General features: G+C 46.8%; 27 protein-coding genes and 2 pseudogenes. 22 read left to right on the plus strand and 7 right to left on the minus strand.

Annotated elements, in window-relative coordinates; genetic code table 11:
• Positions 1-109: 109 nt before the first annotated feature.
• Positions 110-277: a DUF1328 domain-containing protein gene (locus ASL14_RS17145; protein WP_134912682.1), complete on the minus strand. Its 168-nt coding sequence runs from the start codon at positions 275-277 to the stop codon at positions 110-112.
• A 259-nt stretch (positions 278-536) separates the two neighbouring features.
• Here ASL14_RS17145 and ASL14_RS17150 point away from each other — a divergent pair, with 259 nt between their 5' ends.
• From ASL14_RS17150 to ASL14_RS17200, 11 genes are all read left to right on the plus strand, one after another.
• Entirely contained in the window at positions 537-1058 is a 522-nt protein-coding gene (locus ASL14_RS17150) for a DUF948 domain-containing protein (protein ID WP_134912684.1), read from the plus strand.
• A 51-nt stretch (positions 1059-1109) separates the two neighbouring features.
• A complete protein-coding gene (locus tag ASL14_RS17155; protein ID WP_134912686.1) occupies positions 1110-1628 on the plus strand; it encodes a hypothetical protein in 519 nt (172 codons plus the stop codon).
• Between the two features lie 100 nt (positions 1629-1728).
• Complete coding sequence (locus ASL14_RS17160) at positions 1729-2070, plus strand: YflT domain-containing protein (RefSeq protein ID WP_025684488.1); 342 nt, start codon at positions 1729-1731, stop codon at positions 2068-2070.
• A 233-nt stretch (positions 2071-2303) separates the two neighbouring features.
• Positions 2304-3485 (plus strand): PP2C family protein-serine/threonine phosphatase, encoded by a 1182-nt coding sequence (locus ASL14_RS17165; RefSeq protein WP_134912688.1) that lies wholly within the window; start codon positions 2304-2306, stop codon positions 3483-3485.
• A complete protein-coding gene (locus ASL14_RS17170) occupies positions 3469-7149 on the plus strand; it encodes a response regulator (protein ID WP_134912690.1) in 3681 nt (1226 codons plus the stop codon). The genes ASL14_RS17165 and ASL14_RS17170 overlap by 17 nt, the downstream gene beginning before the upstream one ends.
• A gap of 79 nt (positions 7150-7228) precedes the next feature.
• Entirely contained in the window at positions 7229-8098 is an 870-nt protein-coding gene (locus tag ASL14_RS17175) for a CheR family methyltransferase (protein ID WP_134912692.1), read from the plus strand.
• A gap of 19 nt (positions 8099-8117) precedes the next feature.
• Positions 8118-9788, plus strand: a complete 1671-nt coding sequence (locus ASL14_RS17180; RefSeq protein WP_134912694.1) for a response regulator — start codon at positions 8118-8120, stop codon at positions 9786-9788.
• A 112-nt stretch (positions 9789-9900) separates the two neighbouring features.
• Positions 9901-10239, plus strand: a complete 339-nt coding sequence (locus ASL14_RS17185) for an STAS domain-containing protein (RefSeq protein ID WP_134912696.1) — start codon at positions 9901-9903, stop codon at positions 10237-10239.
• 18 nt (positions 10240-10257) lie between these two features.
• Positions 10258-10710 (plus strand): anti-sigma B factor RsbW, encoded by a 453-nt coding sequence (gene rsbW, locus ASL14_RS17190; RefSeq protein WP_134912698.1) that lies wholly within the window; start codon positions 10258-10260, stop codon positions 10708-10710.
• Positions 10707-11480: a sigma-70 family RNA polymerase sigma factor gene (locus ASL14_RS17195; protein ID WP_014278091.1), complete on the plus strand. Its 774-nt coding sequence runs from the start codon at positions 10707-10709 to the stop codon at positions 11478-11480. Before rsbW ends, ASL14_RS17195 begins: the two co-directional genes overlap by 4 nt.
• A gap of 110 nt (positions 11481-11590) precedes the next feature.
• Positions 11591-12559, plus strand: a complete 969-nt coding sequence (locus ASL14_RS17200) for a magnesium transporter CorA family protein (protein WP_134912700.1) — start codon at positions 11591-11593, stop codon at positions 12557-12559.
• Between the two features lie 91 nt (positions 12560-12650).
• Here ASL14_RS17200 and ASL14_RS17205 read toward each other — a convergent pair.
• The 4 genes and pseudogenes from ASL14_RS17205 to ASL14_RS17220 form a co-directional block, all read right to left on the minus strand.
• A pseudogene (locus ASL14_RS17205) lies at positions 12651-13063 on the minus strand (DUF5665 domain-containing protein).
• A 97-nt stretch (positions 13064-13160) separates the two neighbouring features.
• The gene (locus tag ASL14_RS17210) at positions 13161-13565 is read right to left on the minus strand and encodes a YtxH domain-containing protein (protein WP_134912702.1); all 405 of its coding nucleotides are present in this window, start codon (positions 13563-13565) and stop codon (positions 13161-13163) included.
• A 41-nt stretch (positions 13566-13606) separates the two neighbouring features.
• Positions 13607-13864, minus strand: a complete 258-nt coding sequence (locus tag ASL14_RS17215; protein ID WP_134912704.1) for a GlsB/YeaQ/YmgE family stress response membrane protein — start codon at positions 13862-13864, stop codon at positions 13607-13609.
• 157 nt (positions 13865-14021) lie between these two features.
• Positions 14022-14735 (minus strand): phosphatase PAP2 family protein, encoded by a 714-nt coding sequence (locus tag ASL14_RS17220; RefSeq protein ID WP_134912706.1) that lies wholly within the window; start codon positions 14733-14735, stop codon positions 14022-14024.
• A 234-nt stretch (positions 14736-14969) separates the two neighbouring features.
• On the opposite strand from ASL14_RS17220, the gene ASL14_RS17225 reads away from it, so the two are divergent.
• Positions 14970-15689, plus strand: a complete 720-nt coding sequence (locus ASL14_RS17225; protein ID WP_134912708.1) for a pirin family protein — start codon at positions 14970-14972, stop codon at positions 15687-15689.
• A 175-nt stretch (positions 15690-15864) separates the two neighbouring features.
• Here the strand turns inward: ASL14_RS17225 and ASL14_RS17230 are convergent, their stop codons facing one another.
• Positions 15865-16092 carry a DUF1128 domain-containing protein gene (locus tag ASL14_RS17230; RefSeq protein WP_044644451.1) on the minus strand — a complete coding sequence of 76 codons (228 nt, stop codon included), beginning with the start codon at positions 16090-16092 and terminating at the stop codon, positions 15865-15867.
• A 120-nt stretch (positions 16093-16212) separates the two neighbouring features.
• On the opposite strand from ASL14_RS17230, the gene yyaC reads away from it, so the two are divergent.
• The 4 genes from yyaC to ASL14_RS17250 all read left to right on the plus strand — a co-directional run bounded on the left by yyaC (position 16213) and on the right by ASL14_RS17250 (position 19747).
• Positions 16213-16803 (plus strand): spore protease YyaC, encoded by a 591-nt coding sequence (yyaC, locus tag ASL14_RS17235; protein WP_134912711.1) that lies wholly within the window; start codon positions 16213-16215, stop codon positions 16801-16803.
• 86 nt (positions 16804-16889) lie between these two features.
• Positions 16890-17684 carry an alpha/beta fold hydrolase gene (locus ASL14_RS17240; protein WP_134912713.1) on the plus strand — a complete coding sequence of 265 codons (795 nt, stop codon included), beginning with the start codon at positions 16890-16892 and terminating at the stop codon, positions 17682-17684.
• Positions 17685-17889: 205 nt separating this feature from the next.
• Positions 17890-18546 (plus strand): DUF6483 family protein, encoded by a 657-nt coding sequence (locus ASL14_RS17245; protein WP_134912715.1) that lies wholly within the window; start codon positions 17890-17892, stop codon positions 18544-18546.
• Positions 18533-19747, plus strand: a complete 1215-nt coding sequence (locus tag ASL14_RS17250) for a class I SAM-dependent methyltransferase (protein WP_134912717.1) — start codon at positions 18533-18535, stop codon at positions 19745-19747. The genes ASL14_RS17245 and ASL14_RS17250 overlap by 14 nt, the downstream gene beginning before the upstream one ends.
• A gap of 113 nt (positions 19748-19860) precedes the next feature.
• On the opposite strand, the gene ASL14_RS17255 is transcribed toward ASL14_RS17250, so the two are convergent.
• Positions 19861-20184 carry a dehydrogenase gene (locus tag ASL14_RS17255; protein ID WP_134914563.1) on the minus strand — a complete coding sequence of 108 codons (324 nt, stop codon included), beginning with the start codon at positions 20182-20184 and terminating at the stop codon, positions 19861-19863.
• A gap of 144 nt (positions 20185-20328) precedes the next feature.
• Here ASL14_RS17255 and ASL14_RS17260 point away from each other — a divergent pair, with 144 nt between their 5' ends.
• The 6 genes and pseudogenes from ASL14_RS17260 to gatC all read left to right on the plus strand — a co-directional run bounded on the left by ASL14_RS17260 (position 20329) and on the right by gatC (position 23714).
• Positions 20329-20943: an undecaprenyl phosphate transporter UptA gene (locus tag ASL14_RS17260; RefSeq protein WP_134912719.1), complete on the plus strand. Its 615-nt coding sequence runs from the start codon at positions 20329-20331 to the stop codon at positions 20941-20943.
• 1 nt (position 20944) lies between these two features.
• Positions 20945-21511, plus strand: a pseudogene (locus ASL14_RS17265) (thioredoxin family protein).
• A 3-nt stretch (positions 21512-21514) separates the two neighbouring features.
• A complete protein-coding gene (locus tag ASL14_RS17270; protein ID WP_134912721.1) occupies positions 21515-22144 on the plus strand; it encodes an MBL fold metallo-hydrolase in 630 nt (209 codons plus the stop codon).
• 326 nt (positions 22145-22470) lie between these two features.
• Positions 22471-22596 carry a hypothetical protein gene (locus tag ASL14_RS29100; RefSeq protein WP_257721110.1) on the plus strand — a complete coding sequence of 42 codons (126 nt, stop codon included), beginning with the start codon at positions 22471-22473 and terminating at the stop codon, positions 22594-22596.
• Positions 22597-22675: 79 nt separating this feature from the next.
• Complete coding sequence (locus tag ASL14_RS17280) at positions 22676-23062, plus strand: hypothetical protein (protein ID WP_025684465.1); 387 nt, start codon at positions 22676-22678, stop codon at positions 23060-23062.
• Between the two features lie 364 nt (positions 23063-23426).
• Positions 23427-23714: an Asp-tRNA(Asn)/Glu-tRNA(Gln) amidotransferase subunit GatC gene (gatC, locus tag ASL14_RS17285; protein WP_025684464.1), complete on the plus strand. Its 288-nt coding sequence runs from the start codon at positions 23427-23429 to the stop codon at positions 23712-23714.
• Positions 23715-23729: the final 15 nt, after the last annotated feature.

The raw sequence follows: 23729 nt of genomic DNA on the forward strand, positions 1-23729 counted from the left end.
CAAAAATAGGATGTTCCACAACCCTGTAATTGGGGCGGGAACATCCTATTTTTAAAGCTGTATAATGTTATATCTTCACTACACTTGTTTCAGACTTCTTCTATTACGCCTATGACGCTCGTCTTCTTCCGGTAAAGAGTGAAATGACGAACAACACCAGAAATAACACAAACAATATTTTGGCGATTGTAGCAGCTATGGATACAACGATACCAAAAAAACCTAAAATCCCGGCGATCACGGCAAAAACTAAAAATAAAGCGGACCATTTCAGCATGTTCTGCATCCTCCTTCAATTGTATATAATGTGGCATACTCACGCCCGATAGAGCATGGCTGCGAATGATGGCTGAATCATTTGAATCTTTCGTGGCTGTGCCATCGTTATATGTTGTTTTAAACCGTGCCCCAATCCGTGAAACATAGCGTAAGGAGTGGAGGAAAGCGAGCTGTGACGTTGTTTCGTGTCTGAACGTAAGGGGTAACTATGCAGTAATCATCAACATCATCGTGAAAAACGAAAGAGAGGTTAGGCCATGTTAACACAGGTCAGTATTTTTATTATCGCTATCGCATTTGCAGTTCTCGTTATTTTCCTCATTAGAACACTTAAAGCAGCACAAGGCTCTCTTGAAAAGGTAACTCAGACTCTACAGGATGTACAAAAAACAGTAGATGAGCTGAGCTATGAAGTAAAGCAAACGGTTCGACATGCCAATGACATTACCGCAGACGTTGATCATAAATTGAAGCAGGTGGAGCCTGTGATGGAATCGGTTAGAAACTTGGGCGAGGTGCTTAACGAAGTCACTCTAGCTGCGAAGCAGGCTTCCGCGGCATTAATCACCCGGTTTCAGAAGCCGCATCATACAGTGGATAAAAAGACAGGTACGGAAACCGCGATCAAGTCAGCTTCTTCGAACAGGCCGTTAACTTCAACGGAACGGACGGTTCAGAGCTACAATGCGACCTACGAGGAGCCTGCGGCAAAGCCGGCTAAAAACTGGTTGGGTTATGTAGATATCGCTGCCGGGGTGTGGCAGAAAATGCGTCAGTAGCATAGCGACTGAACCGTAAACTATAGGAAATTCATTGAAAGGGTGAGAATTATGATGAAGATTTTATTGCTAGCTGCTGGTTTGCTCACTCCCTTTTCCGGACAGGATACGGTTCAGCAAGCCGTTTCCCCGCATACGGCGGGGCATGTAGTAAGGGCTGTGCAGACGATTCCCGCCAAAAATGCCGTACCGGCTGATTTTCATACGTTAAATGGCATATCTCTGGACGATACGCGTATGGATGTATTGAAAAAACTGGGCAAGCCCCTTCGAGTGAAAAAGGATATGCTGCTGCTTTCTACGGAATATCAATATCCTGACGTGGTGGTTGGTTTGCGAGATGATATGGTTTCTTATGTGCATGTAGATCCTGCTGCCGGACGGATCAAGGTCAATGACGAGTGGCTGTCGCTGAAACGGCAAACGCTGGATAAGGCGCTGGGTGGCTCGCAATTTACAGCGGAGGATGGCGAGGTATACGTTCGTGGACAGCGTGCGATCAAAGTGTTTATGGATGAGTCGTCTGATCAACCCAAATATGTTGAGTTTTTTGATGAAACGGAGTGGTAATGTCTCTAATTTTAAGAGCATGACATAACATGGAAGTTTCAAACGAATGTACAGCGTGTAATAGTCAGAGAAGTCAATCCTAATAAGGAGCGTGAGAAACATGAATCAGACCCATCATAAATCTTATGCCAAAGTGGTAGAGAACGGTGTACAAGCCGTCGAAGCGGTGAATGAATTGCGCAACACGGGCTATCGTTATGAGGATGTGTTCGTGCTCGCTCATGATCAGGACCGGACGGATCGTATTGCAGATACGGTGGATGCCAAGGAAATCGGGATTAAGGAAGAGGGCGTTTTTGATTCATTAGCCAATCTGTTCCGTTCCCGTGGCGACGAGCTTCGCGCTAAAATTACTTCCTTGGGATTTACAGATACGGAAGCTGATTTTTACGAAAAAGAACTGGATCAGGGCAAAGTTCTGGTCATTGCCAAAAAAGCTTGATAACGCCAGTTGAACAGGAAAATAGACTGGCGTTAGAGCTGAAAAAGAGGATGTTGACCGCCGCACAAGTGCTTCGCGGTTCCTCCAAAACATAGATAAGGAATGGGGCGAGAGCCTCATTCCTTATCTATGTTTTGGAATGCCTTCTTATGGAAAGCTAATTCATGTCTATAAGGGTGTTGCCGCTTAAACAGGTATAGTATAATACATGGGCTACAGATAAGGAGAGAGAAATGAGAATCCTAATTGTTGACGATAATCCGACCAATGTCATTATTATTCGTGAAATATTAAAGAAAGAAAATTATAGGGATGTTATCTCTGCCAGCTCAGCCGCAGAAATGTTGGAGCATTTGGGGATCGGCGACCGTACCATTAGTCTGCGCCCCCGACCTTCCGATATTGATTTGGTTCTGCTGGATATGATGATGCCTGAAATGGATGGTATCGAAGCTTGCAGCATCGTGCAGGAGTACGAGCATTTGAAAGATATACCCATCATCATGGTAACTGCTGTAGGCGATTCCAAGAAACTGGCAGAGGCACTGGACGTGGGGGCCGTCGATTATGTCACCAAGCCTATTAATAAGGTAGAATTAATGGCCAGAATACGGCTTGCCTTGCGTCTCAAGCAGGAAAAGGACTGGCATAAAGATCGGGACCAGCGGATTCAGGACGAACTGAAGCTGGCCGCGATGGTACAGCAGGCGGTGCTTAGTCCTGCCATCCAAGATCCTGTACTGCAAGTCAATGCACTGTATCAGCCTTCCTTTGAACTGGCGGGAGACTTATATTCCTGGTATCCGCTCGGGGAAGGGAGATATGCGATCATTTTGCTGGATATGATGGGTCATGGCATCTCTTCTTCACTGTTCTGCATGTTCATTGCATCTGTGCTCAAGGATACCGTGACCACCTACGTAGAGCCGGAAAAGGTGATTCAGGAGCTGAATCGTCGCTTTAACCAACTGGATTTGGGCAAGCAACTCGTACAGTATTATTTTACGGCGATTTATATGGTCATTGATACCCGTTCTCGGCGGATTGATTATGTGAATGCAGGGCATCCGCCCGGCTTATTGTTCAGTCAGGATGGCAGCATCACCAAATTTGACCGTGCATGCAGTCCAGTAGGTTTGTTTGATAAAATTGATGCGGAAATGCACACGATCCATTATGAAGGAACGGGGCATATCGCTTTGTATACCGATGGCTTGCTGGAGGCTGTAGAGGGCGAATATGAAGAGCAACTGGAGTATTTGACCGCATGTCTGCGCAAGCATGAGGAATGGAATGAAGAAGCGATGCTGGATGCTTTTTTTCGTAAAGAGGCACCGAAGGATCGCGATGATGATAAGTGCCTGATCTGGATTGCATTGAAAGAGGGAGAGAGCTTGCATGAAAATCAGAAATAAACTGCTGATCGGCTTTGGATCGCTTATGGCGATCCTCCTTGTGCTGACGCTAATCAGCTATGATCGAATGGGGAGCCTGAATGAGCAGTTGAACCAGGTTTATCAGGACCGATATATGAAGGTCCGGAAAACAACGGCTATTCGCGGTCAGGTGAATGATATGGCCAAAGTTATGGCCAACCTGATCTTGAATCCAGGGTCCTCCGTCAGTGAGGCCAAAGGCGAGCTCGATGATATATCTGCTTCTGGAGCGAAAGTGCTGGCAAGTCTGCAAAACAGTTCCGGTACCAGCGAAGAACAGCAGCAAGTCGATCGGGTAGCTGTCGCATGGAAAGAATTTTTAAGCTACGAAGAGAGGCTCGTTTCCTTATTGGGGCAAGATCGCATTGATGAGGCGAATGCTTTCCGCAATAGCACAGGTTTGCCTGCTCAAGAGGAGGCGATGGACAGCATTAATGACCTGGCCGTTTTTCAGGATCGGGAAATAGATAGCGACATGATGCAAGCCAATCAGGCTTATCAGGAATCCGTGCAGATTACCACGATTCTGATGGTCGCCGGGCTGCTTATGGGGTTATTGGTTATCTTGTGGGTGCTCCCGAGTATTGCCAAAGGTCTAAATATCGTTAACCTCATGATCAACGGCTTTGGCAAAGGAAAATACAGGGCGATCAGCCGCATGAGTGTCGCTTCCAAGGACGAAATCGGGGAGGTTGCCCGCGTATTTCAACAAATGGCTGGAGACCTGGAGGAAAAACGCAAATTTGAGCATTCCGTTCTTCAGACGCAGAAGGATCAAACCTGGCTTAATGCCAACACGGCACGAGTAACAGAGCTGTTCCGAGGCGTGAATTCACTGGAGCAGGTCGCACAGATGTTTATCAGTGAGTTTACGCCCATTTTGGGAGGCAGCTACGGAGCGATTTATTTGCAAGGCAAGGAAGTGGAGGATGCCCAATTTAAGCTGTACGGCTCCTATGCGAAGGAGTCTGGTGAAGATTCGATCAAGGACGTTATCCATGTTGGCGAAGGCTTGCTTGGACAAAGTGTTCAGGATCGTAAGCCGATCCTGATTACAGAAGCTCCTGATGGGTACTTGTCCATCGGCTCCGCATTGGGGGCGAGTAAGCCGGTGGGAATTATGATTTTTCCTATATTGTTCGAGGACGATTGTATCGGTGCTGTGGAAGTAGCGTCGCTGGACCGCTTTAGTGATCTGGAAACGAAGCTATTTGCTCAATTAGTCGAGAGCTTGGGGATTATTTTGAACAACATCAAGGGACGGATGCGGGTAGAGCAATTGCTGCGCGAATCCCAGGCACTTACTGAGGAATTGCAATGCCAGTCCGAGGAGCTACAAACTCAGCAAGAGGAACTCAAGCGCTCCAACGAAAATTTGGAGGGGCAAACAGAGGAGCTCAAGCGTTCAGAGGAATTGTTACAGCGTCAGCAGGAGGAACTGGAGCATTTTAACACCGAACTGATAGCCAAGACGAGAGCGCTGGAAGAGCAGGTTCGGGAAGGGGAAGAAAAGAACGACGAGATCGAACGTGCGCGTGCCCAGTTGGAGCAGCAGGCGATGCAGTTGGGCATCACGAGCAAATACAAATCCGAGTTTTTGGCGAATATGTCGCATGAACTGCGTACTCCGCTGAATAGCTTGCTCATTCTTTCCCAGCTTCTGTCTGAGAACAAGGACGGCAATCTTAAGCCCAAGCAGGTTGAATATGCACAGACCATTTATATGTCAGGCGCAGATTTACTGAAAATGATTGATGAAATTCTGGATTTATCCAAAGTGGACGCCGGGAAAATGGATATTAACCATGAAGCCGTCAATCTGAAAGAACTGGAGATGTTTGTGGAGCAAAATTTTGCTCCAATCGCAGCCAAGCGTGAACTTCAACTTCATACCGAGATAGAAGAAAACTTGCCGGAAGCCATTATCAGTGACGGGTATCGTCTTAAACAAATTTTACGCAATTTATTGTCCAATGCATTCAAGTTTACGACAGAGGGATCTGTTCGTTTTAGTGTTTCAAGGGCAACTGGTGACCAGCTTCCCGGCTTTCTAAATCCGCATAAATCCTATCTGGCCTTGTCTGTACATGATACGGGCATCGGCATTGCTTCGGATAAAACGGATCTCATTTTTGAGGCTTTCCAGCAGGTAGATGGAACAACCAGCCGTAAATACGGTGGAACCGGACTTGGCTTGTCGATCAGCCGCGAGCTTTCAAGATTACTGGGCGGTGTCATTACAGTAGAATCCGAGCAGGGGCAGGGCAGTTGCTTCACGTTGTATCTGCCGGAACAAACGCAAACAACAGAGGGTGCGGAACTGGATATTGGTGGTGTGGCAGCATCCGCAGAGTCGAATTCTCCTATGCTTGTTCCCGCTGAGCAGTTGCCTATGTATCAGATGCCTTCAAAGGAAAAATTGGAGAACATCGTGCACCCGGGCGACGACCGGAACGAGATTGCCTCGAAGGATAAGGTATTACTGATCATAGAGGATGATGTTAAATTCGCTAAAATCCTGTACGATATGGCTCGTAGCCGTGACTTTAAGGCACTTATCGCTCTACAGGGAGACGATGGGCTGGACATGGCCAGATCCTATTTGCCGGACGCCATTATTCTGGATATTCAATTGCCTGTTATGGATGGATGGTCCATTTTGGGCGAGCTGAAAGGAAATTCATCTACGCGGCATATTCCGGTACATGTTATTTCGGTCATCGACGATGTGAAGCAAGGCTTGTTGATGGGTGCGATTGCCTATCTCAAAAAGCCATCTTCAAAGGAAAGTCTGGATAAGGCATTTTCACATATTAAATCATATACAGATAAAATGGTGAAACGTCTTCTCGTGGTCGAGGACGACGAGAATCAGCGTAAATCCATTATTGAACTGATTGACCATGACGATGTTGCTATTACGGCGGTGTCCACCGGGCAAGAAGCACTGAATGAGCTGGGGGTACAGCGATATGACTGTATGGTGCTGGATCTTATGCTTAACGATATGACAGGCTTTGAATTGCTCGACCGCATTCGGGACAATGAGGAACTGACCGATCTGCCGATTATTATTTATACGGGTAAAGACCTGGACAGCAAAGAAGAAACGCAACTGCGCAAATTTGCGGAGTCCATTATTATTAAGGATGTCAAATCGCCCGAACGGCTTTTGGATGAAACGACCCTGTTCCTGCATCGTGTCGAAGCGAATCTCCCTGAGGACAAACGTGAAATTTTGCAGAAGCTATATAACAAGGAAGAATTGTTTGAAGGTAAAAAAATATTGTTGGTGGATGATGATATCCGGAACGTATTCGCCCTGTCCAGTGTGTTGGAAAGCTACCGCATGGAGGTTACCTTTGCGGAAAATGGTAGAGAAGCGCTGGAAATGCTGGAACAGACACCTGATTTTGATCTGGTGCTGATGGATATGATGATGCCGGAAATGGACGGATATGAAGCCATGCGGCGAATTCGGCTGATGCCGCAATTCGAGAAGCTGCCTATTATTGCCCTCACAGCCAAGGCTATGAAGGATGATCGTTCCAAGTGTATTGAGGCAGGCGCTTCCGATTATGTGAAGAAGCCGATTCAAACCGAACAGCTTTTGTCATTAATGCGGGTATGGCTGTATTCGTAGCCCGAAAAAATGGGTAATATAAATCAACACATGATTGGAGCGGTACTGGTAAAACCTATTCAGGAATTGGAGAGAGATTATGACATCAAAGGATACGGCGGATAATGCTGCTATTGAACTGAAATCGAATGAAACGGAGCGGGAAATGATTGAGATTGAGCTGTTGCTGGAAGGCATTCATCGGCTGTACGGCTACGATTTTCGTAACTACGCTCTGCCTTCGATCAAGCGCCGTATTTATTATCATGCACAGTCCGAGAATGTTAGCACGATATCAGGGCTTCTGGAGAAGGTGCTGCATGATCGGAGCGCCTTCGACAGACTGGTGCAAAGCCTTTCGATTCCAGTGACTGAGATGTTCCGTGATCCTGAGCTGTTTCTGAATTTCAGGCGGAAAATAATACCGATTTTACGGACATATCCGTATATTCGAATATGGCATGCAGGTTGCTCGACAGGTGAGGAAGTATACTCCATGGCGATCATGTTGCATGAGGAAGGCTTATATGATAAAGCCCGTATTTATGCAACGGATATGAATAACCTGTCTTTACAGCAGGCGAAGGAAGGCGTATACGGGATTGATCGAATGAAGCTGTATACCAGAAATTATTTGGAGTCAGGAGGTACGCAATCGTTCTCCGAATATTACACAGCCAAGTATAATTCAGTGATGTTTCATCCTTTTTTACGTAAAAACATTATTTTTGCGGAGCACAACTTGGCGACAGACCGGTCCTTTAACGAGTTCAACGTTATTTTTTGCCGGAATGTCATGATTTATTTTAACGATGAACTTCGCAACCATGTACACGGGTTGTTTTATGATAGCTTGAGCCATTTTGGCGTATTGGTGCTTGGGGCTAAGGAATCCATACATTTTACCGATTATAGTGATTCCTACGAGTCGCTGGACCGGATAGAAAAAATATATCGGAAGATTAAATAGAGGTGCTTAGGAGGATCCCATGGGGCTTCATGAACCGATTCATATACTGCTGGTAGATGACAGACCTGAGAACCTGCTCGCTCTTGAAGCGGTGCTGGAGAGTGAACAATATAATTTGGTAAAGGCAACATCCGGGGAAGAAGCACTGCGATGTCTGTTAAAAGATGAATTCGCACTGGTAGTCCTTGATGTGCAAATGCCGGGTATGGATGGAATTGAGACTGCAAAGCTGATTAAGGCCAGAGAGAAGACGAAAGATATTCCGATCATCTTCATTTCCGCTAACAGTAAGGAAGCGGAGCATTTGTTTGCCGGTTATTCAGCGGGTGGTATTGATTATATGGTGAAGCCATTCATCCCTCAAATTCTCAAGTCCAAAATTGAAGGCTTTGTGCAAATGTATCTGACCAACAAACGCCTGAAAACACAGTCCATGCTGCTTCATCAGAAGACGCATGAGCTGGAGAAGATGAATAGCGAACTGATTGCCGCCAAGGAGGCAGCCGAAATCGCAGCCAATGCCAAAACGGAGTTCCTGGCTATGATGAGCCATGAAATTCGGACACCTATGAATGGTGTGATTGGCATGATTGACCTGTTGATGGAAACAGAGCTGCAAAGCGATCAGCAGGAATATGCCGATATCATCCGCCGCAGTGCAGATGCGCTCGTAGCGGTCATTAACGATATTCTGGATTTTACCAAGCTGGAGTCAGGAAAAATGGAGATAGAGGAATATCCGTTTGATCTGGTTTCCTGTATCAAGGAAGTTTTCAGCCTGTTTACGGTGGAAGTAAATCGAAAGAATCTGAAGATGGATTATTTTCTGGATGAGCAGCTACCGCCAGTGTTATACGGTGATATGGGAAGACTGCGTCAGGTTCTCATTAATCTGGTATCCAATGCCGTCAAATTTACAGATCGTGGTGGTGTATATGTCTTCGCATCGGTCAAAGAGCGTAGTGACGAAGGACTTACCGTTGAATTTTCCGTGAAGGATACAGGCATTGGTATTGAGCCCGCCAAGGTCGGAAGGCTGTTTCAGCCCTTTTCCCAGCTTGATTCTTCGATGACGCGCAAATATGGTGGAACTGGTTTGGGACTCGCTATTTGCAAAACATTGGTGAACATAATGGGCGGCGATATCCGTGTGGATACAAGTGGAGAGCAGGGGGTAACATTCCATTTTACAACGAAGCTTGGCTTTGCTCAGGAAAATGAACTGGAGGGAGAAACCGGTCACGAATGGGAAATTCCCCATCAGAACTCCTCAAGCCGTAAACCTGTACTGGTCGTGGATGACCATCCGATCAACCAGAAGCTGATGGTCAATATACTGGATAAGCTCGGTTTGGCTTCGGATGTGGCAGCAGACGGGCAACAGGCGCTTGATATGGTCATGGCTAACCAGGATTATGACTATATCTTCATGGACCTGCAAATGCCTGTGATGGACGGATTAGAGTGTACGGGCAAGGTGCGTGAACAATTGGCGGGAAGGTCACAGCCTGCTATTATCGCCATAACAGCGAATGTGATGGATGGTATTCAGCCCCGATGTATTGAAGCCGGAATGAACGATTATATTAGCAAGCCCGTGAAGATCAGCAGTGTAAAACAGGCTCTACTGCGGCATTCTCCGGATCATTTTCCAATGCAATCAGGCAAAGACCAAATTCACGAGGCGTAGCCTGATGCGTAGATGGTGACATTTGGAAGGTGCAGAAAGCATCCTACGGTGATTCAAGCGATCGTATAATGGGTTAGTATGTAAGGAAATCTTTTTTCGGGAGAGTAGGCCTATGAATACTAATCAAAATGAGAAGTTCAATGCGATTACAGAAACAAGTGATGGAGTAAATACCGTGTACCTTAGCGGAGAACTGGATCTTTCGGTGGCACCTGATTTTCGTCTGGTGATGGAGCCTTTGGTGGGGGAATCCGGCCAGGACTTGATTATTAACTTAAAAGAGCTTAAATACATTGACAGTACAGGTATCGGTATTTTGTTATCTATTTTGAAGGCAAGGCATGGGATGGAGTCCCGGTTTGCCGTTCAGGAGGTACCACCTCAAATTCAAAAACTGTTCGATATGACCGGTATTGCCAAATTCTTTGTCCCCCAGGAGAATTCCCAATAGGAAAGGAAAGAAAAAGAAATGAATGCTCAAATTCAAAAAGTAGTTCTTAATTTGCCGGCAACTGCTGACTTTGTCGATATTGTAAGATTAAATTTGTACGGAATTGCCGCGAAAATGGGATTCTCTTACGAGGATATAGAAGACATGAAAGTGGCTGTATCTGAAGCCTGTAATAACTCTGTTCTTTATGCTTACGGTCATGAAGGTGGAGTGGTGGAAGTAACGTTCGAATTTGACGAAGCTTCGTTGTCCATCCGTGTCAAAGATGAAGGGGAGAGCTTTGAACGAATGAAGAACCCGTCCCGACTTGCATCCTTGCATGACAAAGAGCTGAATGATGCGCAGGTAGGCGGACTGGGATTCTATCTCATGCAGGCGCTTATGGACGATGTCCATATCTTGAATGAGAGTGGAAAAGGCACGGAAGTCATGCTTGTCAAGCGTCTGGTCAGAAGCGAGGAAAAAGTATGAATGAAAAGGTAACTCCCCCGGAGTCGATGGATGAAGCCGTTGGTCTAATCTGGGAGTACCAGCAAACCAAAGATAACGAGATTGCTACCGTGCTGATCCGCAAGTATGAGCCAATGGTCAAGATGGCTGCCGGGAAAATCTCCCGTAACCGCCCCGACTTATACGAGGATTTATACCAAACCGGTCAGATGGCTTTGATACGTCTGCTTCAGCAATACGATATCAGCTTGGGAATCCCCTTTGAACCGTATGCTATGAAAAGTATGCTGGGACATATGAAAAATTATTTACGCGACAAATCCTGGTACATTCAGGTTCCTCGCCGCATCAAGGAAAAGGGTGCGCTCGTTCAGCATGCCATCGACGAACTAACCGTTAAATTGGAACGTTCGCCGAATGTGAACGAGATTGCGGAGTATTTGGACCTTACCGTAGAGGAAACGATCGAAGTGCTCGCAGGTCGTGAGTGCTACCATTATGTGTCATTGGATTCCCCTTTATCCCAGGAGGAGAGTGCGGCTACGTTAGGCGAGCTTATCAGCTCAGATGCCAACGACTACGACACTGTGGAAAAACGAATGGATTTACAGCAAGCCCTAAGCCAACTGAAAGAGCAGGAACAGAAGGTGCTTCTTCTGGCATTTCAGGATGGTCAATCTCAACGTGCGATTGCGCAGACCTTGGGCGTATCGCAGATGAGCGTATCCCGCATCCAGAAGCGGGCAACCGAGAAGCTGAAACAAATCATGTCTAATTCTTCTATCTCATGATAGGAAGACGGCCTTCATGGTTTCGATTACTGGACGTCATATAGTAAGGACACGCCATTCCATCAGGGAAGCGTGTCCTTTTTTAAAGCGGAAAAGGAGGGGGAGGAAGGGTGAAATCCACGACAGTATTTGAACAGATTTCCTCCTTTCGCGGAGGATGGGAATGGTGGGACATCAGCGCTACAGGCTGGCAGTCCCCCGTTATACAAGAGCTAAAGGATAAGCTCCCGGACGCTCGGGAATGGCTGGACAAAGTAGAGGATATCCCGTCCAGTTTTATTTCTGTACGCTTTCCGGATGGCGATCAACCTTTGATATGTGGCTCGCTAATCTATTCCATTCAGGAGGAAATCAACAGTCAACGCGATTGTAACAAGTTCTATTTTCTCGTGCTGGACCAGAAATTAGTAACCTTAAACTTGGATCAGAATACCCGCGAAATCATGCACACGGTTGAACGTCAAAAAATGCTTGACCGATGTGAAAGTGCGGCTGATGGAATGTTTGTGCTGGCGAGGGCCGTTCTTCATTATTTTCATACGGGAATGGACAAATTCGAGATTAACCTCAGAAAACTGGAAGAGGGTATGGAGAAAAGAAATGCCCGTACGCTGATGGATTCTATATTGAATGCGCGTTTTGAGCTGCTGTATTGGAGCAATATGTTCATTCCTTTTTCAGAGCTGGTGACGGCTTCCCGGGAGGCGTATCTTGATGAACTGGAGGAAAATCGCTTTTTTAAGCAACTGCTTCACCGTGTCAATCGAATGGAAGGGCTGTTCCGGCATTATGAAAAGGAAATTGACACGCTGATCTCCATTGACGATGCGATTTCTGCATTTAGGGGAACTGAGATTACGAAGACGCTCACCATTGTAACGGCTGTATTTACACCAGCCACTGTAGTGGGCGCCATTTGGGGCATGAACTTCGAGAATCTGCCCTGGATCAAAACAGGCTGGGGTTTTACGGCCGTAATTACGGCGACCCTGTTAAGTATGGTGGGGATGTACGGCTGGCTGATGATGAAGGGATGGACAGGAGATTTGCTGAAAGCTAACAAGCGCAACAAGCTCTAGCGCAGTCATCCAAAATGTACAGATCAAAACGATCCATGGTAATGGGTTGCGTGTACGCACGAACCTCCGGTTACTATGGATCGTTTGCTGTCTAATTTCCGCCTTGGCTCATTTTGATATAGCTTAGTAGCTCGGCAATGAAATCTCCGATGATCGGAAGATTTAGTTGTACAAGGAAGCTGAGCAGCCAAGCGAGCAGCGCGAGTATGACGACCGTACCCAGCGTAAGACCAAGACCCTTGCAATGCCTGCGGTCAGGTTACTGATGATTCTTTTTTGGGGATTGGAATAGGTCTCCAGTACATCGCGAAATTCTACTTTTTCCAGCATGTCGGCTATTTGATCTAAGCGCTTATTAAGCCGCTTCACTTCATGACGCAGTTCAAAAGGGTGCTCATTCACGTCAAAATCCTTGGATTCATCCTGACCCTGCCGGGGATGAAAGGTCCGTTTGTTGTTTACGCTAAGGTCATCTCCATACGAGTTTGGCTTGCTCATCGTCATCCCTGCCTTTCTGTCATCTAAAAAACAGCCAGCTTCGTGCATGCTGGCTGTTCAGTGTTTTTAGGTCTATTCTTGTTGTACACAGAATTCCCTGACATTAGGAAGTGGCGTTTAATTGTTTTTGCGTTTCCTTGGCAGCTTGGGCCGTTGCATCCATAATTTCTTGATCAGCCTTGACTGCTTCATCAGCAACATCGGCAGAAGCTCTGGCTACGCTGGATAAAATAATGTCTTTGCTACCTGATACGGTTTTAGCTACATCTTCTGTTTTGTTGGAAACCGTTTTGGCCAAATCCGTTGCTTTGCTGCTGACTACGGATGCAACGTCTTTTGTTTTATCGGCAACAACTGTAATTTTATCAGACAAATCGCTGCGCAAATCGCGGCCTGGTTTCGGCGCGAACAGCAGGGCTGCCGCAGCACCAATCAAACCTCCGATGAATAAACCCTTTGCAAAGCTTGAAGTATTACCTACCGTATCTTGATTATCAATGTTACTCATGTCATATCACTCCTCTTATAGAATAAAAAAATATATAAATGTTAGGTAGCCCTTCTTAAAAGCCTGGACACAAGTCCGAGCAGGAACACAAATAATGCGGTTCCAAGTATGGCCGGAATGACTGCAAAATCACCGATGACCGGACCCCAGTTTCCCAGCAGCGTGGCACCAAGCCAAGCTCCTACAAATCCGGCGATCATAGAGCCTGCGATACCCCCAGGCATTTCATGGCCAGCGAGCGCGTCGCCAATCAATCCGATAATAATAGCCATTACAATACTTAATACAATTCCCCACACAAGGATCGCCCCCTTAATCTTCAGTTTAGCAGAAACATCTGTCTAACAAAATCATAACGCTTTTTGTGAGTGGTGAGTTTAAAGTGCTGCGTTGTGTTGCTTACTTCGTATATAAACACCGTAACTCCGTGTGAAACAAAAAAACGTCTCAAGCCACTTACGAACCGGGAGTCGATGAAAACAAAGAATACGGCAGATATGCTCGCCGATAGATAACAGGAACGGTAAACACCAGCCAAATGATTCCGGCGATATAACCACCCACGATGTCAGTTGGAAAGTGAACCCCCAGATAGACCCGGCTTAGCCCAATCAGGAGAATCAAAAGTGCGCCAAGAACGCAGGGAAGGAAGATAGAGCGCTCATGAATTTTTCGTTCTATCGCCCAAATGGCAAAAACCATGCCGTAAAATCCCATGGAAATCATGGCGTGCCCGCTGGGAAAACTATAGCCGCCGACTTCTACCAAATGCTGAAGTGCTGGGCGCTGCCGTTGCAAAACTTCTTTTATGAGCGTGTTCAACACCCACATCGCCGTAAAGCTGCTTATTACTGCAAAGGCATAAGCTCTCGAACGGAGATATACCCAGCACAAGGTGGCAATACCCAGGGCAGTGAGTAATGAGACACGGAAGGAACCGAAAGACGTAATGAATACAGCGACAGGCAGGAGCTTGTGATGAGCCGCCGTTGTGTCTGGAAAGATTGCAGCCTGAATGCGTTCATCCCAATATAGAAAAGGAGCTGTACCAATCCATCGAACAGTGTAGGCAATAAGAAGCAAAACGCCAATCATGACGATGGACGCGTACAGACTGCGACGTAAATAATATGAAAAAAAATGGAATGTGTGGGGTTCTTGGGACCACATATGTAGAGAATCTCCTCCTTATGGCTTTGTGCATCGATTTATCTTTTCGTACTATAAACTTAACCAATATTGAACCTGAGAGCAAAACCTGACCGGAACACCGCTCTGATTGACCCTTATAAGCCAAGGGTAAAAGGATCGTATCACAGCGTTTGCAATGCCGGGCCGTAAGTGGCTCAGGAAAAATGAAGTAAGGGCTGCTTTGCGGAACTATAATCCATGGAGGTGTTAGATATGATTAAAATAGTGACATCGGCAGAGAGGCATACCTCAAATAAAGGGTGGATTCATAGTGAGTTTAGCTTTTCATTTGCGGATTATGAAGATCCGAGCAACGCGCATTTCGGCTGTATGCTGGCCCATAATGACAATGAGCTTAAACCGCAGCAGGGCTTCAAAAGACATCCGCATCATGATCTGGAAATTGTCACCTACGTGATTGAAGGCCATCTTCACCATAGTGACAGTCTGGGTCATGAACAGGATTTAAAAAGCGGCACGATTCAGGTTCTTAGTGCAGGCACAGGGATTGAACACGAGGAGCGAAATACAGGGGACGAGAAGCCGGTTCGTTTTTTGCAAATGTGGTTTTTGCCGGAGAACCCCGGTATTCAGCCTTCTTATCAGGTGCAAAACTTCAAACACAGCGAGCGTCTAAATCACTTACAGCCCGCCGTATCTGGATCAGGACTTGAAGGAACGCTGTCCATCGTTCAGGATGTAAATCTGTATCTCAGCAGATTGGAAAAAGGTCAACAGCTTGATTATCCGCAGCAGGAGGAACGGCGAACTCATATTTACGTTGTTAGTGGTCATGTGGAGGTTACTTGCCAGGATGGCAATTTTCAGTTGGGACCCGGTGATGCCGCACGAATCCACAAAAGCTGTCATTTAAAATTACAAGCTACAGGGAATGAGGATGTGTCTGAACTGGTGTTGGCGGATTTACCTTAAAGACATCTGCGAAGAAACGCATAAGGAGATGGATAAAAATAAAGCTCGTATCCCGTTACGCGTCTGTTAATGCGAACAGAGATACGAGCTTTATTTACGGGAGGCACTACCATGAACAGTGTCACCCAAGATGATAGGCTGTAAGTAAGCTAAACGGTGTGCATCCGTCTTCTGATCAGGAGGGGTTACGTAATCTGCCCAGCTCGGATACGATGGCCTCGACTTCTGAAATACTCAGATTAGGCTTGTTTATCACCATATCATAGACATCACGGAGATCCTCGTATTGCTCCAGAGAGAAAGCGGAGGACTGCATAGCAGCGCCACTCGCCATACGAAGCTTGGTTTTGATGCCTTCAATCATATGTTCAATGTTGGCATGAGACGGTACAGACAAATCCATCGTTAATGTTCCATCCTTTCATATCAGGGGAAGTTGCCTGTATTGTACCATGTTTTTGTTGTAGAATGTACTGAAAGTCAGATTATCGGTCAACGGCCGGATCAAGGAGGATGGACGAAGGTGTCTTTGTATAATCGGGCTTCCGTATCTGGGCGCTCTCCTTTAGACAGTAATGCCGAAAAAACAGATCGCAAAGGGCTCGTACAGTTTTTTCGGGAAATTCATTCTCTTCATGAGGTGAATAAGCTGACCTTTGTTTGTATCGGCACGGATCGATCGTCAGGCGATTCACTGGGACCGCTGGTCGGCACCATGCTTATGGAACAGGGCTTTCCACATGTGATCGGCACCATGACTGAGCCGTGCGACGCGGATCATCTGGTTTCGTATTTGAAGCGTATTCCCCAGGACCATCATGTGATTGCCATCGACGCTTGTCTGGGGCAGCAAGGCTCGGCGGGGATGTTTCTTGTTGCCCGTGAACCGCTGACTCCGGCACGTTCGGTCGGACTGGCACTGCCGTCTGTCGGAGATTACAGCGTCGCTGCCATTGTGAACGAGCGCAGTCCCAAACCCTACTGGACATTGCAAATGACATCACTGCATCTCGTCATGACGATGGCTACACATATAGCCCATGCTGCGGCTTACGGGTTTGGTTTAAGAGCAGATTCGCAAGAATTTCCAGAGAGCTACCGTTTCAGATATTGATGGTCTGCTTAATAATATACATCAGCATATTCAAATCATAATATATTCGCTCCAATAGATTATATACAGAGAAAGAAGGGTTCCACATGGAAAAGGTACTATGTGAAGGAACGACAATCTGCTATGCCGAACAGGGAAAAGGAGAGCCCATCATCCTGCTGCACGGATTTTGTGGAAGCTCTTCCTATTGGGATGAGGTTGTTCCATTGCTGTCCCAAAGCTATCGCTGCATTGTTCCGGACTTGCGTGGTCATGGACGTAGCGATGCTCCGCTTGGAGCCTACACGATTGATCAAATGGCGAATGATGTGCTTAAGCTTCAAGAACAACTGGACATTCCACAGGCTGCCTGGTTCGGCCATTCCCTCGGGGGCTATTTGACGCTTTCTGCGGTACAGCGCCAGCCCGAGCGACTTACAGCCTTCGGGCTGATTCACTCCACCGCCTATGCGGATACAGAGGAAGGAAAAGAAAAACGGAACAAGGCCGTATCCACCATTCAAACAGAGGGAATCACCGCATTTGTAGATGGACTCGTTCCCGGACTTTTTGCTCCACAACACGTAGAGTCCTTGTTGAATCAGGTGCTCAAGGTCAAAGAAATCGGTTATAAAACGCCGCCACAAGGAGCCGTAGGCACATCTTTGGCGATGCGTGAGCGTTCTGACCGCCGTGACGTGCTGTCGGCATCCACCTTGCCCACTCTGTTAGTGGCGGGAGAGCAGGATCAGGCGGTTCCGCCCGCCCGGACATTTACGACAGATCGGGCCGGAGTCACTCAGGTCACAATACCTGAAGCTGGTCATATGAGTCTGTTCGAAGCGCCGGAACAACTGGCACATGCCATCTTGGCATTTTTACAACAAAACATCCAGCAGTAAACTTGAACAACAAAGCCAAAAAACCGGAACCATCTGGTACCAATACAGAGGGGGGCGGTTTTTTGGCGTTTTAAATTGATTTTGATTGTTACCAAACGTTTTCCGTCTTGACCGAGCCATTTGGCTTTTGCACAAGGATGACTTACAATCAGAAGTGAAATAGTTCCTGGTTGTCGAGGCATCGGGATGGAAAGAAGGGAACGGCTTGCTCAGAAAAGATTATTTGCTCAGTATGATGGAAGAAATGACATCGGCAGTAGCATCGGTGCTTGGTCTAAGGCGTGAAAATAAACACGTCGAAGCGCTGAAACAACTGGATGACCTGCTTAACAAGCAGTTTCGCCTTCGTTCAGATTTGCTCAGACGATTGCCGCCGGAACAAATTATAGAGCTTTTCCGACTGGGCCCCGGTATTGAAGCGGACAAGCTTCAGCAGGTGGCTCGCATTTTGGAAGAAGAAGCCGCTATTTACCTGGAAACCGACAGAACAGACGAGGGCATACGAATCTTGATAAAATCCCTTCATCTATATTTGTACAGTGATGTGAATGGTGCGACCCGTGACCTTCAGGTTCTGCCTGAGCGAATTGCGTGTATCGTCAATTTGGTTCAGGAATATGAGCTGCCAGCCGACACAAGCAAGCTGCTGGTTGTCTATTACGAACGAGAGGACAGACTGGACGAGGCCGCTGATGTTTGGTTCGGACTGTCATGGGAGCAGCCGGAGCTGCTGCCGGATGCGGAGGCATTTTATACTCAATTGCTGGATAAGACTGATGCGGAGCTGCAACGGGGTGGACTTTCACGCCGGGAAGTAACCGAAGGTCTGGTCGAGATTACCCAACTACATGGAAGAAAGTGAGATGTACCTTTTGGATTCACTGCGTGAACTTATATACCAACTAACTACAGGAGGATCCCTCATAACTGCGACGCTGAGTCAGCTTCGCAAACGGGAGGATGCTTCCTTTACTAAAGTGCAAATCAAGCCTGTGGAATTGAAGAACAAACTGCATTACCAGTTTGCTTTTCATTACAGCAACAAGGTCATTCATGAAAACCTGACCCCTGATGAAGCTAACGAGCGCATGACTACCTTGTTTGAGGATACGTTCCGTCAAGGGCTCTTGTGTGCGAAGAATGCGGACTATCAGGTGCTGATCAGTAAAAAATATAAAGTGTCCATTTTGACTAAATCACCGAGCAAAAGCTCAGCCGACCTGTCACATAACCGCAAAAAGCAATACGTGCTGGAAGAAGGTGAACGGATTCCTTTTCTGATTGAACTGGGGATCATGAATGAGGACGGCAAGGTACTGGCCCGCAAGTATGATAAGTTCCGCCAAATCAACCGTTTTCTCGAAATGGTGCAGGATGTACTGCCTAACCTTCCCGTAGGCCGTCCGTTAACCATTGTGGATTTTGGCTGCGGTAAATCATATTTGACCTTTGCGCTGTATCATTATTTGGCAGTACAGCAAAAACGACCTTTGCAGATCGTGGGTCTAGATTTGAAGGCAGATGTTATTGAAACCTGTAATCTTCTGGCTCAAAAACTGCAATACCGCCAATTGGAGTTTTTGGTCGGTGATATTGCGGACTATAACGAGCTGGAGCAGGTGGATATGGTTGTGACTTTGCATGCCTGTGATACCGCAACGGATGCCGCGTTGGAGAAGGCAGTTCGTTGGGATGCATCTGTCATTTTGTCCGTTCCGTGCTGCCAGCATGAGCTGTTCAGCCAGCTGGAAAATCCGGTGCTGGAGCCGCTGCTTTCCCATGGTATTTTGAAGGAGCGCTTTTCAGCGCTGGCAACAGACGGTATCCGAGCCAAGCTGCTGGACATGATGGGATACCGGACACAGTTGCTGGAATTTATCGACATGGAGCATACGCCTAAAAATATTTTGATCCGTGCCGTCAAAGGCCAAGCAGGGGAACGTTCTGTTTTATGGCGTGAATACACGGCATTTCGGGATTTTATTCATGCTGATCCTTATTTGGAGCGTGCTTGTGCGGATTTGCTTCCCGAGGGAGCAGGGCAGACGAAGAAACAGGGATAGAAATAAGTAAAAGTGGGGCCACTGCGGGGTGGCTCCACTTTTTTTGTAAATCACAGTTTACAGTTCCCGTTACAGGTTGCTTCCCTGCTTCGCATACCCTTGGATGCGCAGAACTATCCGCCATAGGCACTTCTAAAGGCAGTGCACAAAACGGCGCGATCAACCTTCCACAATGCCGCGAGTTCCTCACTGACATCCTCATCCCACCAGTCGCACAGTAGTCTGCGGTTGCTGTGGTTTTCGGCGATCCAGATGAGGTGTCCGGCGACCTTGCGGCAGTACAGCTCCTCGCCCTGCTTGACCAGATCGGGAGCAATGTGAACGGGCAGACGCTTGCAGGTTCGGTACAACTCTTTGCTGCATGCACGTCGGATACCGCGAGCCGTGGGTAAACGGGATTGTGAATTGTCATGTTTGGGGAATTTGCCGGGAGGCATATTGTACTCCCTCCTCTCTCTCACAACTTATGCGGGCAGAGGAGCTGGGGTCACTGAACTCCCTGTTTGAGTGAAGTGGCGACTTGTTCTGCCCCTGTGATACACTAATGGAAATAGAGAAACAGGCAGGGAGTGGGAAGATAATTGGACCATATATCTAGTATCATTAATTATTTGTTTGAGATCATTCGTAGTCTTGGGTATTTTGGTATTATGCTAGGCTTGATGGTTGAGGTCATTCCAAGTGAAATTGTCCTCGCTTATGGTGGCTTTTTAGTGTCTTCGGGTCATATTAACTTCTTTGGCGCGGTTGTTTTTGGAACTATCGGCGGGGTGCTGGCACAACTGTTTATTTACTGGATTGGACGCTATGGCGGCAGGCCGGTATTAGATAAGTACGGAAAATACATACTTATCAAGAAAAGCCATGTCGACCACGCCGAAGCCTGGTTCAACAAATACGGCACAGGGGTCATTTTCACAGCCCGCTTTATTCCTGTTGTGCGTCACGCGATCTCCATCCCTGCCGGGCTGGCTCGCATGAACGTATGGCGCTTTACTATTTTGACAACGCTAGCGATTATACCTTGGTCTGTTTTGTTTATATATTTAGGTATGCTGCTAGGAGACAAGTGGGAGCAAATTGACGAAGTGGCAGCACCTTACATCAAACCGATTTTGCTGGTTGCCCTTGCGCTCTTGATCATTTATTTTGTTATCAAATGGATTGTGTCCAAAAAGAAGAAAGGGAGTGTATAACATGAGTCGTACTAACGTGTCGCAATATTTTGGAAAAGGTCTGAGCCCCGAACAGTTTATGGAGGGGATGGAAAAGAACAAGGAAGCCTTCCGCTCCGGGTATGATCAGTTTGTGTGGAACCGTGAAGATGACCGTGAGTATTTGAAGCCTGAACCATCGGGACGACCTGCGTGTACTCATTTTGGCCGCCGACTGGTGTGGAGATGTAGTTCGCAACGTGCCAGTTGTATTCCGCGCGCTGGAGAATAGCGGGATTCCGACTGAAGTATTGATTTTGGAAAATCATCAAGCGCTGATGGACGAATTCCTGACGATGGGCGGACGTGCAGTGCCGATTGTGATTTTTGCCGATACAGGGGGTCATGTACTGGGTCACTGGGGACCGCGTCCTGCACATGTCCAACAAATTATGATCGGGTTCAAGCGTGAAAATCCAGATCGGGAAGCCGATGATTATCAAGAAAAATTGCGGTGGCCCGTAAAGAAATGGCTGAGAAATATGGGGAGGGAACCGAGGTTCATCCTGTAATTGTTCAGGAATTGCGCGAGCTAATCTCGGGATTTTAAAATATGACGTTGTCTATTCGCAGCTTTAACTTGGGCCCGCTCCAAACGAATGCCTATTTGCTTCAGGGGGATGACCCGCAGCGTGCCGTTATCATTGATCCTGGCATGAATCCGGGTCCTTTACTGAGAGCCATTGAGTCACTGAAGATTGAAGCCATCTTGCTGACCCATGCTCATTTTGATCATATCGGTGGAGTGGATGAGATTCGCAAAGCGAAGGGTTGTCCGGTTTATCTGCACCCTTTGGAGCAGGACTGGCTTACATCCCCTAAATTAAACGGCTCTTTGATGTGGCCCGAGGCATCCCCGCCGATCTCGACGGAGCCTGCCGAATATGATTTGGCGGAAGGTCAGCAATTGAACCTGATCGGGCATAAATTCAAGGTGTTCCATACACCTGGGCACTCACCCGGAAGCGTCAGCTTTTTGTGTGGTAAGGACTTGTTCTCCGGCGATGTATTATTCCGTCAGGGTGTCGGCCGCACAGACTTGACAGGTGGGCGGGAACGGGACTTGTACGATTCGATTCAGAACAAATTGTTCCCGCTCGGGGATGACGTTACGGTGTATTCCGGTCACGGTCCCAAAACGTCCATCGGGTATGAGAAAGCCAACAATCCGTATATACGATAAAAGTGATGAATGTTTTCAGCTGGGGCATAATCAAGGTTGTGACAGGTTTTGCCCCATTTCGACAACAAATTATAAATAATGTATAGACAAAGGTTTTTATTTTTGTTAACATACACATATTGAAGTTACATACTAAACTCGCGAAGCACGCAAGCTGTGGATGAATCCCGGTTTGCGTTCTTTTTTTTGCCCATTAAGAGGATAAAGAGGCATTTGGCCGTCAGATCACAAGGGGAGCATGAATGAAAAGGAAGTATATATCTGGGTTACATCGTGAGAATGGAGATAGCCGCCATTTTTCCATAAAGACAGGAGATAGAGCTTCTGTGCAAGGTTTTGAACCGAAGGTAATAACCTGGAAAAAGGTAACAAAACAAGGCGGAACCATTGCACAGAATTGGCATACAAGGCTGAATGAGCACAGGCTGGGACGTGGAGATGGACAGTTTTGAAGATACATAGATGATATAGACAAGCTACTTTTTTTTTAGTAGACTTAGCAGATAAGTTCAGACAAACGGGGGGCTAACGATGCATCATTTAGGAACTAGAATTATGATCGTCGCGGATGCTTTTGAGCAGAATCTTCCTGTGGGCGAACATGGTTATATCATTGCTTACGACCGTAATGCGGACAATGCTTTTGACTATGTCATTCGCGTCCCGAAGGTGAATCGCAATTTTTTCGTACCATCCGGGGACATCGAGCTGGAAGAAAGTATTTTAAAGCTGGAAGCCGAGCGGATTGAGCGTGAAGCGCTGATAGATTATGCTCTTGCTACGCATAACGAGAAGCTGTTCAGACATGTGATGAACGGTGGTCTTGATTCGGTAGAGGCTGAGGAAGAAGAAACCGCGACAGAATTGTTGTCACAGGCTGATTTTATTAGACAAGTTAATTTACGTGCTTGGATATAGGGGTCGGCTCATGCCGATTCTTTTGAAGAATATATAATTAGCACGTTCTTAGCTCCTATCGCTTTTCGAAAGAGCACCGAGAGGTGCTTTTTTTTATACATTTAGTAACATTTACCGCTCGGCTATACAGTTTGATTCTGTACCGCGTCAAAGATTGAATTGTAAAGGGTTCTATCCTATAATTAAAAACGTTATTTCAAAGTTCGGTGCAGCATTTTTGATATCAGGATTTTGCAAAATTCGATTCCAGTCGCTCCGAAGTGCAATATATAGACGAACTAAACCCTTTCGATCTATTTATTGTTCATTAGAAGTCGCTTATTGGATTTTTGTAAAATCCTCTTATACACGAGGAGGTTTTTGTATGAACATTTCCACGGAAGATGTCCGTCACGTAGCCAAGTTGTCCCGGTTGAATCTGACCGCAGCCGAGGAAGACACGATGACAGGGCAATTGAACGCCATTCTCCACTATGCGGAGAAGCTGAATGAGCTGGATACGGAACAGGTAAAACCGACCACTCATGTGCTGCATGTCAGCAATGTCATGCGAGACGACGAAGTTCGCGAAAGTTTGACACACGAGCAAGTGATGCGCAATGCGCCAGAAGAAGAAGACGGACAGTTTAAAGTTCCTGCTGTTCTGGAATAGATTTCACATTTGAAA

Origin of the sequence: Paenibacillus sp. IHB B 3084 (assembly GCF_001447315.1) — a bacterium.
Taxonomy (GTDB): Bacteria; Bacillota; Bacilli; order Paenibacillales; family Paenibacillaceae; genus Paenibacillus.

Bases quoted from the DNA above. Each gene is read 5' to 3' on its own strand.
- ASL14_RS17145 (WP_134912682.1), bottom strand. From the start codon at position 277: ATGCTGAAATGGTCCGCTTTATTTTTAGTTTTTGCCGTGATCGCCGGG.
- ASL14_RS17150 (WP_134912684.1), top strand. From the start codon at position 537: ATGTTAACACAGGTCAGTATTTTTATTATCGCTATCGCATTTGCAGTT.
- ASL14_RS17155 (WP_134912686.1), top strand. From the start codon at position 1,110: ATGATGAAGATTTTATTGCTAGCTGCTGGTTTGCTCACTCCCTTTTCC.
- ASL14_RS17160 (WP_025684488.1), top strand. From the start codon at position 1,729: ATGAATCAGACCCATCATAAATCTTATGCCAAAGTGGTAGAGAACGGT.
- ASL14_RS17165 (WP_134912688.1), top strand. From the start codon at position 2,304: ATGAGAATCCTAATTGTTGACGATAATCCGACCAATGTCATTATTATT.
- ASL14_RS17170 (WP_134912690.1), top strand. From the start codon at position 3,469: ATGAAAATCAGAAATAAACTGCTGATCGGCTTTGGATCGCTTATGGCG.
- ASL14_RS17175 (WP_134912692.1), top strand. From the start codon at position 7,229: ATGACATCAAAGGATACGGCGGATAATGCTGCTATTGAACTGAAATCG.
- ASL14_RS17180 (WP_134912694.1), top strand. From the start codon at position 8,118: ATGGGGCTTCATGAACCGATTCATATACTGCTGGTAGATGACAGACCT.
- ASL14_RS17185 (WP_134912696.1), top strand. From the start codon at position 9,901: ATGAATACTAATCAAAATGAGAAGTTCAATGCGATTACAGAAACAAGT.
- rsbW (WP_134912698.1), top strand. From the start codon at position 10,258: ATGAATGCTCAAATTCAAAAAGTAGTTCTTAATTTGCCGGCAACTGCT.
- ASL14_RS17195 (WP_014278091.1), top strand. From the start codon at position 10,707: ATGAATGAAAAGGTAACTCCCCCGGAGTCGATGGATGAAGCCGTTGGT.
- ASL14_RS17210 (WP_134912702.1), bottom strand. From the start codon at position 13,565: ATGAGTAACATTGATAATCAAGATACGGTAGGTAATACTTCAAGCTTT.
- ASL14_RS17220 (WP_134912706.1), bottom strand. From the start codon at position 14,735: ATGTGGTCCCAAGAACCCCACACATTCCATTTTTTTTCATATTATTTA.
- ASL14_RS17225 (WP_134912708.1), top strand. From the start codon at position 14,970: ATGATTAAAATAGTGACATCGGCAGAGAGGCATACCTCAAATAAAGGG.
- ASL14_RS17230 (WP_044644451.1), bottom strand. From the start codon at position 16,092: ATGGATTTGTCTGTACCGTCTCATGCCAACATTGAACATATGATTGAA.
- ASL14_RS17240 (WP_134912713.1), top strand. From the start codon at position 16,890: ATGGAAAAGGTACTATGTGAAGGAACGACAATCTGCTATGCCGAACAG.
- ASL14_RS17250 (WP_134912717.1), top strand. From the start codon at position 18,533: ATGGAAGAAAGTGAGATGTACCTTTTGGATTCACTGCGTGAACTTATA.
- ASL14_RS17255 (WP_134914563.1), bottom strand. From the start codon at position 20,184: ATGCCTCCCGGCAAATTCCCCAAACATGACAATTCACAATCCCGTTTA.
- ASL14_RS17270 (WP_134912721.1), top strand. From the start codon at position 21,515: ATGACGTTGTCTATTCGCAGCTTTAACTTGGGCCCGCTCCAAACGAAT.
- ASL14_RS17280 (WP_025684465.1), top strand. From the start codon at position 22,676: ATGCATCATTTAGGAACTAGAATTATGATCGTCGCGGATGCTTTTGAG.
- gatC (WP_025684464.1), top strand. From the start codon at position 23,427: ATGAACATTTCCACGGAAGATGTCCGTCACGTAGCCAAGTTGTCCCGG.